The sequence below is a fragment of the Pseudomonas sp. AF32 genome, assembly GCF_022342325.2.
Taxonomy (GTDB): domain Bacteria; phylum Pseudomonadota; class Gammaproteobacteria; order Pseudomonadales; family Pseudomonadaceae; genus Aquipseudomonas; species Aquipseudomonas uvaldensis.
In genome coordinates, this window is sequence record NZ_RQJK02000023.1 from 49,235 (window position 1) to 62,995 (window position 13,761).

General features: G+C 60.8%; 9 protein-coding genes, 4 tRNA genes and 1 pseudogene. 4 read left to right on the forward strand and 10 right to left on the reverse strand.

Annotated elements, in window-relative coordinates; all coding sequences use genetic code 11:
* Positions 1-54: 54 nt before the first annotated feature.
* From EGM97_RS20595 to rluD, 8 genes are all read right to left on the reverse strand, one after another.
* On the reverse strand, positions 55-1,680 hold the full coding sequence (locus EGM97_RS20595; RefSeq protein ID WP_238963964.1) for a methyl-accepting chemotaxis protein: 1,626 nt from the start codon (positions 1,678-1,680) through the stop codon (positions 55-57).
* 146 nt (positions 1,681-1,826) lie between these two features.
* A tRNA-Pro gene (locus tag EGM97_RS20600) sits at positions 1,827-1,903 on the reverse strand.
* A 94-nt stretch (positions 1,904-1,997) separates the two neighbouring features.
* Positions 1,998-2,073: transfer RNA gene (locus EGM97_RS20605), tRNA-Lys, on the reverse strand.
* Positions 2,074-2,078: 5 nt separating this feature from the next.
* Positions 2,079-2,155 (reverse strand) — tRNA-Pro (locus EGM97_RS20610).
* A 7-nt stretch (positions 2,156-2,162) separates the two neighbouring features.
* Positions 2,163-2,238: transfer RNA gene (locus EGM97_RS20615), tRNA-Asn, on the reverse strand.
* A gap of 307 nt (positions 2,239-2,545) precedes the next feature.
* Positions 2,546-5,110 carry an ATP-dependent chaperone ClpB gene (gene clpB / locus EGM97_RS20620; RefSeq protein WP_238963962.1) on the reverse strand — a complete coding sequence of 855 codons (2,565 nt, stop codon included), beginning with the start codon at positions 5,108-5,110 and terminating at the stop codon, positions 2,546-2,548.
* A 255-nt stretch (positions 5,111-5,365) separates the two neighbouring features.
* Complete coding sequence (gene pgeF, locus EGM97_RS20625; protein WP_238963960.1) at positions 5,366-6,088, reverse strand: peptidoglycan editing factor PgeF; 723 nt, start codon at positions 6,086-6,088, stop codon at positions 5,366-5,368.
* Positions 6,085-7,047 (reverse strand): 23S rRNA pseudouridine(1911/1915/1917) synthase RluD, encoded by a 963-nt coding sequence (rluD, locus tag EGM97_RS20630; protein WP_053153575.1) that lies wholly within the window; start codon positions 7,045-7,047, stop codon positions 6,085-6,087. The genes pgeF and rluD overlap by 4 nt, the downstream gene beginning before the upstream one ends.
* A 151-nt stretch (positions 7,048-7,198) precedes the next feature.
* On the opposite strand from rluD, the gene EGM97_RS20635 reads away from it, so the two are divergent.
* The 4 genes from EGM97_RS20635 to EGM97_RS20650 all read left to right on the forward strand — a co-directional run bounded on the left by EGM97_RS20635 (position 7,199) and on the right by EGM97_RS20650 (position 11,496).
* Positions 7,199-8,215, forward strand: a complete 1,017-nt coding sequence (locus EGM97_RS20635) for an outer membrane protein assembly factor BamD (RefSeq protein WP_238963958.1) — start codon at positions 7,199-7,201, stop codon at positions 8,213-8,215.
* Between the two features lie 125 nt (positions 8,216-8,340).
* The gene (locus EGM97_RS20640) at positions 8,341-8,574 is read left to right on the forward strand and encodes a PP0621 family protein (RefSeq protein WP_232778057.1); all 234 of its coding nucleotides are present in this window, start codon (positions 8,341-8,343) and stop codon (positions 8,572-8,574) included.
* On the forward strand, positions 8,564-10,153 hold the full coding sequence (locus EGM97_RS20645; RefSeq protein WP_238963956.1) for a two-component system sensor histidine kinase NtrB: 1,590 nt from the start codon (positions 8,564-8,566) through the stop codon (positions 10,151-10,153). Before EGM97_RS20640 ends, EGM97_RS20645 begins: the two co-directional genes overlap by 11 nt.
* Positions 10,150-11,496: a sigma-54-dependent transcriptional regulator gene (locus EGM97_RS20650; protein WP_238963955.1), complete on the forward strand. Its 1,347-nt coding sequence runs from the start codon at positions 10,150-10,152 to the stop codon at positions 11,494-11,496. Before EGM97_RS20645 ends, EGM97_RS20650 begins: the two co-directional genes overlap by 4 nt.
* Before the next feature lie 214 nt (positions 11,497-11,710).
* Here EGM97_RS20650 and EGM97_RS20655 read toward each other — a convergent pair.
* Together EGM97_RS20655 and thiO are read right to left on the reverse strand one after the other, a co-directional pair.
* Positions 11,711-12,072 (reverse strand): annotated as a pseudogene (locus EGM97_RS20655) (DUF6124 family protein).
* Positions 12,073-12,612: 540 nt separating this feature from the next.
* Positions 12,613-13,713, reverse strand: a complete 1,101-nt coding sequence (gene thiO / locus EGM97_RS20660) for a glycine oxidase ThiO (protein ID WP_238963953.1) — start codon at positions 13,711-13,713, stop codon at positions 12,613-12,615.
* Between the last annotated feature and the right edge of the window lie 48 nt (positions 13,714-13,761).

The following is a 13,761-nucleotide window of genomic DNA, read 5'->3' on the forward strand; positions in this document are numbered from 1 at the left end:
TGTGGGAGCGAGCCCTGCTCGCGATGAGGGCAACACTGTCAACCCGCCCTGCAATCACACCTGAAACCGCTGCACCATCGTGCGCAACGAGTTCGCCAGTTGCGACAGCTCATGGCTGGAGGCGCTGGTCTGGTCCGCTCCGGTAGCCGAGCGCACGGACAGATCACGGATGTTCACCAGATTGCGATCCACTTCGCGGGCCACCTGTGCCTGTTCTTCGGCGGCGCTGGCGATCACCAGGTTGCGCTCGTGAATCTCACTGACCGACGCCGTGATGGTCTGCAACGCCTCCCCTGCCCGTTCCGCCATCGCCAGTGTACTGGCTGCGCGAGAGGAGCTGGCCTGCATGGAGTCCAGGGCCTGGGTGGCGCCGGTGCGCATGCCCTGAACCATCTGCTCGATTTCCTGGGTTGATTGCTGCGTGCGATAAGCCAACGCCCGGACTTCGTCCGCCACCACCGCAAAACCGCGACCACTTTCGCCGGCCCGTGCGGCCTCGATGGCCGCGTTGAGCGCGAGCAGGTTGGTTTGCTCGGCAATGGCCCGGATCACGTCCAGGACCTTGCCGATATCCTGCGACTGGTTCGCCAGGGACTGCACCAGGCCACCGGTCACTTCTACATCGTTGGCGAGGGCGCCAATCGCGTCGACCGTGTCGCTGACCCGCTGCTGCCCAAGGGACGCCGATTCGCTGGATTGGCGCGTGGCATCGGAAGTGGAAACTGCGTTGCGCGCCACTTCCTCGACAGCTGTGGTCATTTCGGTGACAGCGGTGGCGGCCTGTTCGATTTCGTTGTTCTGCTGTTGCAGGCTATGGGTGCTGTCGAGGGTGACCGCGTTCAGCTCATCCGCCGCCGTTGCCAGCTGCGTCGCCGAGCCACTGATGCTTTGCAACGTATCACGCAGGTTTTGTTGCATGGTCGCCAGCGCCTTGAGCAAGCGGCTCACTTCGTCGCTGCCATGGGTTTCGATCGGCCGGGTCAGGTCCCCTTTGGCCACGCTCTCTGCGGCGTTCAGTGCCTCGCCCAAGGGCTTGACGATGCTGCGCGTCAGCAGCATTGCCAAGGCCACCGTCGCCAGCGCAGCCAGCACAATGAACAGGGTGACGATCATGCGGGAATTGGCGTAGTGCTCCTGGGACTTCTGGCTCTCGATAGAGACTTGTTTGGAGAACAGCTCCGCCAGATCGTTGAGCTGCTTGCCGGAACCGTCCACTACGGTCTTCATGTCCACCAGCAGCAGCTTGATCAGTTCATCCCGACGCCCTTGCTCGGCGAGGGTGAAGGATTGCGCAATACCCGCACGGTAGGCGGCAAACGTCTGCTTGAACTGGTCATAGAGCGCTTTGCCTTCAGGCGTCACGACGAGCCGTTCGTAACTGGCGATCTTTTCGCTCAGTTCCTTATCGCGGGTGTCCATTTGTCCCCGGTAGACCGAAGTGTTCTTCGGATCCTGGTCCAGGGCCATGCGCAGGGAGATGGTGCGAATACGCAGCATCAATTCGCGAATCTCGTCACCACCGCGAATGCTCGGCAACCACTGGGTTTCAACGGCGACCTCACTGTCGCGGATGCTCGACATCTGCCCCAACGCAAAGACTCCGAGCAGCGCCACCAACAGGGCGATCAAGGCAAAACCCAACGCGGCACGGCGGGCGATATTCATCTGACGAAGAAACATAATGGAATGCCTTTTTTATTGTTGGCGTGAAATGGTGTGGAGTCCCTGTCGGCGGTTTATCGGCCAGTTGTACGACAACTTGAAGCGTTGCGCTTTTTCGCATGCAAAAAAAATCCCCGTATCTTTCGATACGGGGATTTTCTATATGGTCGGGGTAAGGGGATTCGAACTCCTGACATCCTGCTCCCAAAGCAGGCGCGCTACCGGACTGCGCTATACCCCGGTAAAAAAAAGGCGACCTTCGCAAGTCGCCTTCCTCGATCAGCGCTTTTGGCCTCTGATCTTGAGATTCGATTCCAGCGAACTGGTTTCAAAAATGGTGGGTCGTGTAGGATTCGAACCTACGACCAATTGGTTAAAAGCCAACTGCTCTACCAACTGAGCTAACGACCCAAATATGGTCGGGGTAAGGGGATTCGAACTCCTGACATCCTGCTCCCAAAGCAGGCGCGCTACCGGACTGCGCTATACCCCGATTGAAATGGCTCCGTGACCAGGACTCGAACCTGGGACCCAATGATTAACAGTCATTTGCTCTACCGACTGAGCTATCACGGAACTGATATTTCAAGTTACAACATTGAAGCTTGTCTAATCTCGCTTCAACCTCTTCTACCCGTCTGCATCGCTGCGTTCGCGTGTCTGAGGCGCGCTATTCTACAATCTTCAAAACCGCTGTCAACCCCCTAAATTGCTTTCAAGACAATGATTTGCAACTTGTTTTGGATTCCTTCCCGGTGAGAAGTAACCCGTGGGTGACTGACTGCGGGGCGCACTTTACAAGCCTTTTCCTTTGAGTTCAACGGCCTGATGAAAAAAATGGCCTCGCAATGCGAGGCCATTCGATCAAAGCACGTGCTGGCTGTCAGTTGAAGACGATTTCGTCGTTCTCCACCGTGCCAGTCACGGTTTCGCCTGGCATGAAGCGCCCGGACAAAATCAACTGAGCCAACGGGTTCTCGATCCAGCGCTGAATCGCACGCTTGAGCGGTCGTGCGCCGTACACCGGGTCGTAACCCACGGCAATCAGCTTGTCCAAGGCTTCGTCGCTCAATTGCAACTTCAGCTCGCGCTCGGTAAGGCGGCTGCGCAGACGGCCCAACTGGATTTCGGTGATGCCGGCGATCTGGTCACGGGCCAGCGGCTCGAAGATCACCACTTCATCGACCCGGTTGATGAATTCCGGGCGGAAGTGCGTGGAGATCGCGTCCATCACCGCGGCACGCTGCGCCTCGCGATCACCCACCAGCTCCTGGATCTGCGCCGAGCCCAGGTTGGAGGTCATCACGATCACGGTATTGCGGAAGTCAACCGTACGCCCGTGACTGTCGGTCAGACGCCCGTCTTCCAGCACTTGCAACAGGATGTTGAATACATCCGGGTGCGCCTTCTCGACCTCATCGAGCAGGATTACCGAGTACGGTTTACGCCGCACCGCCTCGGTCAGGTAGCCGCCCTCTTCATAACCGACGTAGCCCGGTGGGGCACCGATCAGCCGCGCCACGGAATGCTTCTCCATGAACTCAGACATGTCGATGCGCACCATGGCTTCTTCGGTGTCGAAGAGGAATTCGGCCAACGCTTTGCACAATTCGGTTTTACCGACACCGGTCGGGCCGAGGAACATGAACGAACCGCTTGGACGGTTAGGGTCCGAAAGCCCCGCACGGGACCGACGCACGGCATTGGACACGGCTACGACGGCCTCTTCCTGACCAATCACACGCTGGTGCAGCAGGGTTTCCATCTTCAACAGTTTGTCGCGCTCGCCTTCGAGCATTTTCGACACCGGGATGCCCGTCCACTTGGACACCACTTCGGCAATCTCTTCCTCGGTCACCTTGCTGCGCAGCAACTGGTTCTCACTCTTGCCGTGCTGGTCGACCATTTGCAGGCTGCGCTCCAGATCCGGGATCACCCCGTACTGCAGCTCGGCCATGCGATTGAGGTCGCCTTTACGACGAGCCGCTTCCAACTCCTGGCGCGATTGCTCGATCTTCTGCTGGATCTGCGCCGAACCCTGGACTTCGGCTTTTTCCGAGTTCCAGATTTCCTCCAGATCGGAATACTCACGCTCGTGACGGACGATCTCTTCCTGCAGTTTCTCCAGGCGCTTCTTCGCCGCTTCGTCGCTTTCTTTCTTCAGGGCCTGGGATTCGACCTTGAGCTGAATCAGGCGCCGCTCCAGGCGATCCAGCACCTCCGGCTTGGAGTCGATCTCCATGCGGATGCGGCTGGCGGCCTCATCGATCAGGTCGATGGCCTTGTCCGGCAACTGGCGGTCGGTGATATAACGATGGCTGAGCTTGGCCGCCGCGATGATCGCGCCATCGGTGATCGCCACCTTGTGGTGCACCTCATAGCGCTCCTTCAGGCCGCGCAGGATGGCAATGGTGTCTTCCTCGCTCGGCTCGTCCACCAGCACTTTCTGGAAGCGCCGTTCAAGGGCCGCGTCCTTCTCGATGTATTGGCGATACTCGTTGAGGGTGGTCGCGCCGACGCAATGCAACTCACCACGGGCCAGCGCGGGTTTGAGCATGTTGCCCGCGTCCATCGAACCTTCGCCCTTGCCGGCACCGACCATGGTGTGCAGTTCGTCGATGAACAGGATGATCTGCCCTTCCTGCTTGGACAGCTCGTTGAGCAGGGCCTTGAGCCTTTCTTCAAACTCGCCACGGTACTTGGCACCGGCAATCAGCGCCCCCATGTCCAGGGACAACAGGCGCTTGCCCTTGAGGCCGTCCGGCACCTCACCGTTGATGATGCGCTGGGCCAGACCTTCGGCGATGGCGGTCTTGCCGACGCCGGGTTCACCGATCAGCACCGGGTTGTTCTTGGTGCGACGCTGCAGCACCTGGACCGTGCGGCGGATTTCATCGTCGCGGCCGATGACCGGGTCCAGCTTGCCCTCTTCGGCGCGCTTGGTCAGGTCGACAGTGTATTTGTCCAGCGCCTGTCGGGACTCCTCGTGGTTGGCGTCGTTTACCGCTTCGCCGCCACGCAGGTTGTTGATGGCATTTTCCAGGGCTTTCTTGCTCACGCCCTGGCCAAGCAACAATTTGCCGAGCTTGCTGTTCTCGTCCATGGCGGCGAGCAGCACCAGTTCGCTGGAAATGAACTGATCGCCCTTCTGCTGGGCCAGTCGGTCGGCCTGGTTGAGCAGCCGCGCCAGATCCTGGGACATATTCACGTCGCCGGTGGGGTTCTGGATCTTGGGCAAGTGGTCGAGTTCTTTCGCCAGCTCTTTGCGCAGGCTGTTGACATCAAAGCCCACCTGCATCAGCAGCGGCTTGATGGAACCGCCCTGTTGTTCGAGCATGGCCTGCATCAGATGCGCCGGTTCGATACCGGGATGGTCCATGCCGACAGCCAATGACTGGGCGTCGGACAAGGCCAATTGCAGTTTGCTGGTTAAACGGTCAATACGCATAGGGTCACCTTCCTTTTGAGCAGGCCGGACCTGAAAACCATCCTGAATGAAGAAACCTGCCAGATACCGCTATAGATGTGGTCGATTCTGGGAGTTTCAAGACGGGGCCCGTTGACCCAGATCAGTAAGGATGAAGCCCTGTGGGAGCGAGCCTGCTCCCGATTGCGGTGTATCAGATCGATTAAAGGTTAGCTGACACACCGTCATCGCGAGCAGGCTCGCTCCCACAGCTTGATTCAGCCAGACATCCTTCTCTTATTCGATCCAGACCAGGGAGGCGAAGCGACCGGTGCGCGGGTTGCGGCGGTAGGAAAAGAAACGCGGGTCGCTCACGGTGCACAGCCCGCCGCCGTAGACCGCCGTGACACCACGTGCCGCCAGGCGCAAGCGTGCCAGGGTATAAATGTCGGCCAGGAACTTGCCGGCGTTGTGGCTGGGTACGAAAGCTTCTGCCGCCTCGGGCAGTGACGCAATAAAAGCTTCACGCACCTCGGGACCGACCTCGAACGCTTGCGGACCAATGGCCGGCCCGAGCCAGGCCAGCACTTCACCTGTAGGAACTTCAAGGCTATCGAGCGTGGCTTCCAGTACGCCGTTCGCCAGCCCACGCCAGCCAGCATGGGCCGCCGCGACGCGGGTGCCGGCACGGTTACAGAACAGCACGGGCAGGCAGTCCGCAGTCATCGCTGTGCAGGCGATACCCGGCGTAGCGGTCCAACTGGCGTCAGCGATGAGCACCTGCGCCGGGTCAGCCTCGACCACATTGATTCCATGAACCTGCTGCAACCAGGCCGGGTGAATGGCGAATCGGTCGGTGAGACGGCGACGGTTCTCGGCGACGGCTTGCGGATCGTCATCCACATGATTGCCCAGGTTGAGGCTGTCGAACGGCGCCAGACTGACGCCGCCCCCGCGAGTAGTGACGCAGGCCTTTACCCGGGTCGGCGCAGGCCAGTCGGGTATCAGCCAGTCACTCATCCGACGAATGCCTCGCGATCCTGCTTGAGCAGAGTCAGCAGCCAGACGAAGTCATCCGGCAGCGGCGACTCCCAGCTCATGCGCTTGCCGGTGGTCGGATGATCCAGCTCCAGGAAGCGTGCATGCAGCGCCTGACGCGGGAAGTTCTTCAGGGATTCGACCATGGTCACGCTGGCCGCCGGCGGGATGCGGAAACGACCGCCATAGGCCGGGTCGCCCACCAGCGGGAAATTGATGTGGGCCATGTGTACGCGGATCTGGTGGGTACGACCGGTTTCCAACTTGACCCGCACATGGGTGTGGGAGCGGAAGCGTTCCAGCACGCGGTAATGGCTGACCGCCGGCTTGCCGCCTTCCATCACCGCCATGCGCTGGCGTTGCTGGCCATGACGACCGATGGGGGCATTGATCTTGCCACCCGCGGTGACCACGCCGATCACGATGCATTCATAGATACGGCTGACGCTGCGACTTTGCAGCTGCGCGACCAGTTGTGTCTGCGCCTGGATGGTCTTGGCCACCACCATGAGACCGGTGGTGTCCTTGTCCAGGCGATGAACGATGCCGGCACGCGGGACATTGATGATGTCCGGTACGTGATGCAGCAAGGCGTTGAGCAGGGTGCCATCGGCATGGCCCGCCGCCGGGTGCACCACCAGGCCCGCCGGCTTGTTGATGACCAGGATGTCGTCGTCTTCATAGACGATGTCCAGGGCAATGTCCTGGGCGACCCATTCACCCTGGGCCTCCTGCTCGGCGGTCAGCTCGAGGACGGCGCCGCCATGGACGATGTCGCGCGGGCGCACGACCGCCCCATCCACTGTCAGGCGGCCGTCCTTGATCCAGGCGGAAAGGCGCGAGCGCGAATGCTCGGCAAAGAGTTGGGCGGCGACTTGATCGAGGCGTTGGCCGCCCAATTCGGACGGCACCTCTGCGCGAAGTTCTATTTTATCGGACATGCTCGGACTGGGCGTCGGCACAGCCTTTGGTTTCGGCTGCGCGCTTGTGGTTAAATACGGCGTCTTTTGCCCCGAGGCTTTTCAACGGGGCGCTCATCATAACAGGACGGCCCCGCCCAAGACAGCGGCCGTCATAGGGACGCAAGCCGCCATGCAAGTGAAACACCTGCTGCTGATCGCCATCCTCGCATTGACTGCTGCTTGCTCGTCGAAGGAAGTCGTAGACGAAAACCTGAGCGAAGTCGAACTGTACCAACAGGCGCAGAACGACCTGGACAACAACAGTTACACCAGCGCCACCGCCAAGCTCAAGGCCCTGGAGTCGCGGTATCCGTTCGGTCGCTACGCCGATCAGGCCCAGCTGGAGCTGATTTACGCCAATTACAAGAACGCCGAGCCGGAAGCTGCGAAATCCGCCGCCGAGCGTTTCATTCGTCTGCACCCGCAGCACCCGAACGTCGATTACGCTTACTACCTCAAGGGCCTGACCTCCTTCGACCAGGACGTCGGCCTGCTGGCGCGCTTCCTGCCGCTGGACATGACCAAGCGTGACCCGGGCGCCGCGCGCGACTCCTACAACGAGTTCGCCCAGCTGACCAGCCGCTTCCCCAACAGCCGCTACTCGCCGGACGCCAAGCAGCGCATGATCTACCTGCGCAACCTGCTGGCCTCCTACGAAATCCACGTGGCCGACTACTACCTGACCCGTCAGGCCTATGTCGCTGCCGCCAACCGTGGCCGCTACGTGGTGGAAAACTTCCAGGAAACCCCATCGGTCGGCGACGGCCTGGCGGTAATGACCGAAGCCTACCAGCGCCTGCACCTGGACGACCTGGCGGCCTCCAGCCTGGAAACCCTCAAGCTGAACTACCCCGATCACCCATCCCTGGTCGATGGCCAGTTCACCCCACGGGTCGACGAAGCCGACAACCGGTCGTGGCTGAGCAAGGCAACCCTGGGCCTGATCGAATCCCGTCCACCTCTGCCGCCGGGCGAAACCCGCGCCAACCAGGACGTGCAGCGCCAGTTCCAGGACGCCAAGGAAGCCATCCCGAACGAACTCAAGCCCAAGGACGAGAATGGCGATGTGATCGAGGAGGAAGCCCCCGAGAAGGAATCCGGCGACCGTTCCTGGTTCAGCTACATGACCTTTGGCCTGTTCGACTGAAGCCAAGGCATGCATCAAAAGGGAGACCCGCCGGTCTCCCTTTTTTATGCCTGCCTTTTATTGCGCTGTGCGCCGTTCCGGTCCTTGGCTAAACTGCCGCATCATCAGCCGAAAAGCCGCCCATCATGCTTCGTTTACTGTTCTGGATCGCCTTGATTGCCGCCGCGATATGGTTCTGGCGCAAATTAAAGGCCGCCTCCTCCGCACCGAACGCCCCCCGGGAGCAAGACGCACCGCCCATGGTTCGTTGCGCCCATTGCGGCGTACACCTGCCCCGTGACCGGGCGCTGGCACTTGAGCAACAGTGGTATTGCAGCCAGGCTCACCTCGAGCAAGGCCCGGGCCCTCGTGATCGCTGAGGCTTCGAGCCCTCGCGTCAAGCAGACGCAGCGCCTGCTGCGCCTGTATCACCTGTACCGCCTGAGCATCGGCATCACCCTCGTACTGTTGATCTCCAGCAACATGGACAACCGTCTGCTGGAGTACGCCAACGACGACCTGTTACGAAGCGGTAGCTGGTTGTATCTGGTACTCAACATCCTGCTGGTGGTGTTTCTGGAAAATACCCGCCGCCCAGCACGGCGGTTCGGCCTGGCACTGACCGACGTATTACTGCTGTCGTGGCTGTTCTTCGCCGCGGGCGGTGCCCCTAGCGCCATTGGTAACCTGCTCATTGTCTCGGTGGCCATCGGCAACACCCTGCTGCGGGACCGAATCGGCCTGTTGATCGCGGCCGTCGCTACCCTCGGCATCGTCAGCTCGACCTTTTTCCTGGGTCTCAGCGACTCGAACCGTCCCAGCAGCTATTTGCAGGCCGGCACCCTTGGGGCCTTGTGCTTTGCCGCCGCCCTGTTGGTGCAGGGCCTGACCCGGCGCCTGGAGGCCAGCGAAACACTGGCCGAACAGCGCGCCAGCGAGGTGGTCGGACTCGAAGCGCTGAACGCGTTGATCCTGCAGCGCATGCGCACCGGGATCCTGGTCCTCGACCGCCAGCGACGGGTGCAGTTGGCCAACGAAAGCGCGTTGAATCTGCTGGGCATGCATGACCTGGTCGGCCAGCCGATCGACGACTACTCCAACGATCTGGTCGAGTGTCTGAAACTGTGGCTGAACAATCCCAGCCTGCGCCCGCCGAGCCTGACCATCACCGGTACGGGTCTGACCCTGCAACCGAGCTTCATCGCCCTGGGTCACAACGAACAGCACCAGATCCTGGTGTTCCTCGAAGACCTGGCCCAAGTGGCCCAGCAAGCCCAGCAATTGAAACTCGCCTCCCTCGGGCGCCTGACCGCCGGTATTGCCCACGAAATTCGCAACCCCTTGGGGGCGATCAGCCACGCGGCGCAATTGCTGCGCGAATCCGAGGAACTGAACGACGCGGATCGGCGTCTGACGCAGATTATTCAAGATCACTCCCAACGAATGAACCGCGTCATTGAAAATGTCCTGCAGCTGTCCCGCCGCCAGCAAACCACTCCCCAGCGCCTCGACCTGCGAGCCTGGCTCGGCCATTTCGTCCAGCAGGCCCGCGAAAACGCGACCGGGCACCAGCAGTTGCACCTGAGCATCGACCCGGGCGACTACGCCACGCTCATGGACCCCGATCAGTTGACCCAGGTGTTGGACAATCTGCTGCGCAACGCCTGGCGCCACAGTGCGCAGGTCCATGAGCAAGCCGAGGCCTGGCTGAAGCTCTTCATCGATCCCCATAGTCATCTGCCCACGCTGGACATCATCGACAACGGCCCCGGCGTGACACCGGACCAGCAGGCACACCTGTTCGAGCCTTTCTTCACCACCAGCAGCCAGGGCACCGGCCTTGGTCTCTATCTGTCCCGAGAGCTGTGCGAAAGCAACCAGGCCCGCCTAGACTTTAAACCACGCCAAGGCGGCGGCTGCTTTCGCATCACCTTTGCTCACGGACGGAAACAGATTTGAATACACGCTCACGGCAACGAATCCTGATCGTCGACGACGAGCCGGACATCCGCGAACTCCTGGACATCACCCTGGGACGGATGAAACTCGACACCCGCAGCGCCAAGAACCTTGCCGAAGCCCAGGCCCTGCTGGCCGACGAAGCGTTCGATCTGTGCCTGACCGACATGCGCCTGCCCGACGGCACCGGCCTGGAGCTGGTGCAACACATCCAGCAACGTTTTCCCCAACTGCCCGTGGCGATGATTACCGCCTACGGCAGCCTGGAAACCGCTATCGATGCCCTGAAGGCCGGGGCTTTTGATTTCCTGACCAAGCCGGTCGACCTGGGACGACTGCGGGAGCTGGTCAGCAGCGCCCTGCGCTTACCGTCGGTCGCCGTCCCGACCACCACCATCGAGCGTTGCCTGCTGGGCGACTCCCCACCGATGCGCAATGTGCGCAAACAGATCGAGAAACTCGCCCGTAGCCAGGCACCGGTGTATATCAGCGGGGAATCAGGCTGCGGCAAGGAACTGGTGGCGCGGCTGATCCATGAACAGGGCCCTCGTTCCAACCAGGGATTCGTGCCGGTCAACTGTGGGGCGATTCCGACGGAACTGATGGAAAGCGAGTTTTTCGGCCACCGAAAGGGCAGTTTCAGCGGCGCCATCGAGGACAAGCCCGGCCTGTTCCAGGCCGCTCACGGCGGGACGCTGTTCCTTGACGAAGTGGCCGACCTGCCCCTGGCGATGCAAGTCAAACTGTTGCGAGCGATCCAGGAAAAGGCCGTACGCGCCGTTGGCGGCCAGCAGGAGGAAGTGGTGGATGTACGAATCCTCTGCGCCACTCACAAGGACCTGAGCGCCGAAGTCGCCGCCGGACGCTTCCGCCAGGACCTTTATTACCGCCTGAACGTTATCGAACTGCGTGTCCCGCCCCTGCGCGAACGCCGCGAAGACATTGAACCATTGGCCAACCACATGCTCCAGCGCCTGGCCGCCAACACCGGCAATCCCCCCGCCAAGCTTCACCCCAATGCCGTGGCAGCCCTTAAGGACTATCGTTTCCCCGGCAATGTGCGAGAGCTGGAAAACATGCTCGAACGCGCCTATACCCTCTGCGAACACCAACAGATCGAAGCCGGCGACCTGCGCCTGTCCGAAGGCACCAGCCCCACCGAAGCCGCCAGCCCCGACCTGACACGGGTCGACAACCTGGAAGACTACCTGGAAGACGTTGAGCGCAAGCTCATCCTCCAGGCCCTGGAAGAAACCCGCTGGAACCGCACAGCGGCGGCGCAGCGGTTGAAACTGTCGTTTCGGTCGATGCGGTATCGGTTGAAGAAGCTGGGGTTGGATTGAGGAAAGTCAGAGTCAGCATGACCAATGGCTGGGCTCACACACCCCCTGTGGCGAGGGGATTTATCCCCGCTGGGCTGCGAAAGCAGCCCCAAGACAGTCAATACAATCTCCTGACACACCGAGGTGTAAGGATTCGGGGCCGCTTCGCAGCCCAGCGGGAATAAATCCCCTCGCCACATATCCTATCTGACCCGCCAACTCCGTTGACCGGTATCTAATCCGCCGTCACCGGCACCCGTTCATCCAACACCCGATTGGCCAGCAACTCGCTCAACTCGATCAACTGCTGCACACCCAGGGCAACATGCGGCGTGAACCATCAAGCTCGAAAGCCAGGTCGCAGAGCGTTGCGTTGGCGGATGCCAGGGTTTCGCTCAGGTTGGCGAGGAGACATTCGGCGTCTATACCCTCCACGACGGTGAACAATTGGTTTGAGGCTGGCTTCTTCTTGGCTTCAGGCTTAGGGGTTAAGTAAAAGTCGAGGGCGCGCTTGGCGGCTTCATCGAGCCTGGAGTCCAGGCCGGGGTGGAGAGAAGCGTTATTGGTTTCTGGAGATGATGGAGGTTTGTCACACATTGCGGCACTCCAAAAAGGAAAATGGATTACCAAGGTATAAGCGGGCCGCGACGCCCGGACGCTGAATTGGCAGCGACCGAGGAAGGTTAGCGATAGCTCTTCCCACCCGGCAACCGCCGGAGTTCGTCGGAAAAAATCTTCTTGAACTGAAATCCTGTCTGACCATTCGTACCAATCGGTGGTGGCTGTCAGACCATCATCGCGAGCAAGCTCGCTCCCACAATGGCTCTGTGTATACCTTTGAAAGCCGTGTCGAGCTATAAGCCGCGCCGCGGCTTTTGATCTTCCGCCCCTTCGGGAGGCCGTACGCTGGGGCGAGCGTTCTTTGCTTACTTTCTTTGGCGTTTGAAAGAAAGTAAGTCGCCGTCAGGGCGAAACCATCAGTAGCCGTTACCGAAGCAACGGATATATACCGGTCAACAAATCCCGGACATCGCCATCACGAGCAAGCTTTGCTCCCACTGGGGGAGGTCTGAGAGGACCATTTCATTAGTGAACTGCCCCCCAGAAAAACAGCCCAGAGGACACCCAGATCAGAGCCTACAACCGCCCGGCAAGCGCATACGGCGCAGGATTGATCACCGGTTCACGCCCCAACATCAAATCAGCAAACAAACGACACGACGCCGGCGCCAGCACCAACCCATTGCGGTAATGCCCGCAGTTGAGCCACAGCCCCGCAACCCCCGGCACTTCACCGATATAAGGGATACCCTCCGGCGAACCGGGTCGCAGCCCCGCCCAATGCCCAACCACCTCAGCATCGGCCAGGGCCGGGATCAATTGCTGCGCAGAAGCCTTCAGACTTTCCAGCGCGGTATCGGTCGGCGTCTTGTCAAAACCTTCGCGCTCCAGGGTGCTGCCCACCAGGATATGTCCGTCGCGACGCGGAATCGCATAGCGGCCCTTGGCCAGGACCATACTCGACAGGAAATCCGACGCGCACTTGTACAGGATCATCTGCCCCTTGACCGGCTCGACCGGCAACTTCAGCCCTAACGTCTTGAGCAACTCGCCGCTCCAGGCGCCTGCGGCCAGTACCACCTGATCGCCACGAATCGGCCCGGCCGAACTCTCCACCCCGACAACCCGCCCACCGTCGCGGATGAACCCGCCGACCTCACAGTGCTCATGAAGCGTGACATTGGACAGCGCCAGCAAGGCAGCCTTGAGGGACTTCACCAACCGGGGGTTGCGCACGTTGGCAACGTCGGCCATGTAAATCGCTCGGGAAAAACCCGCCCCCAGCACCGGCACCGCATCATGGACAGCAGAGATATCCACAGCCTTCAACGGACGCCCTTCCCGGCTGGCCCAGGCCAGCGCTTCGTCCTGATCGTCCAGGTCCAGCCAATAGAGGCCGGTAACATGCACTTGCGGGTCGACCCCGGTGGCCGCGAGCAGACGTTGCCCCAGCTGTGGATAAAAATCCTGCGACCAATGCGCCAGTGCCGTGACAGCCGGGCTATAGCGCCAGGGGTACAGCGGCGACACGATACCGCCACCCGCCCAGGACGACTCCTGGCCGACACTGGAACGGTCCAGCAGAACCACGCGTTGGCCTTCCGAGGCCAGATTGAACGCCGTCAGCAGGCCGATGACTCCGCCGCCGACAATCACCACTTGCTGTTGCCTGGTCATGTTCTGATTCGACTCATAAGACAGGGGCGCAAAACGGCGCCCGAATGA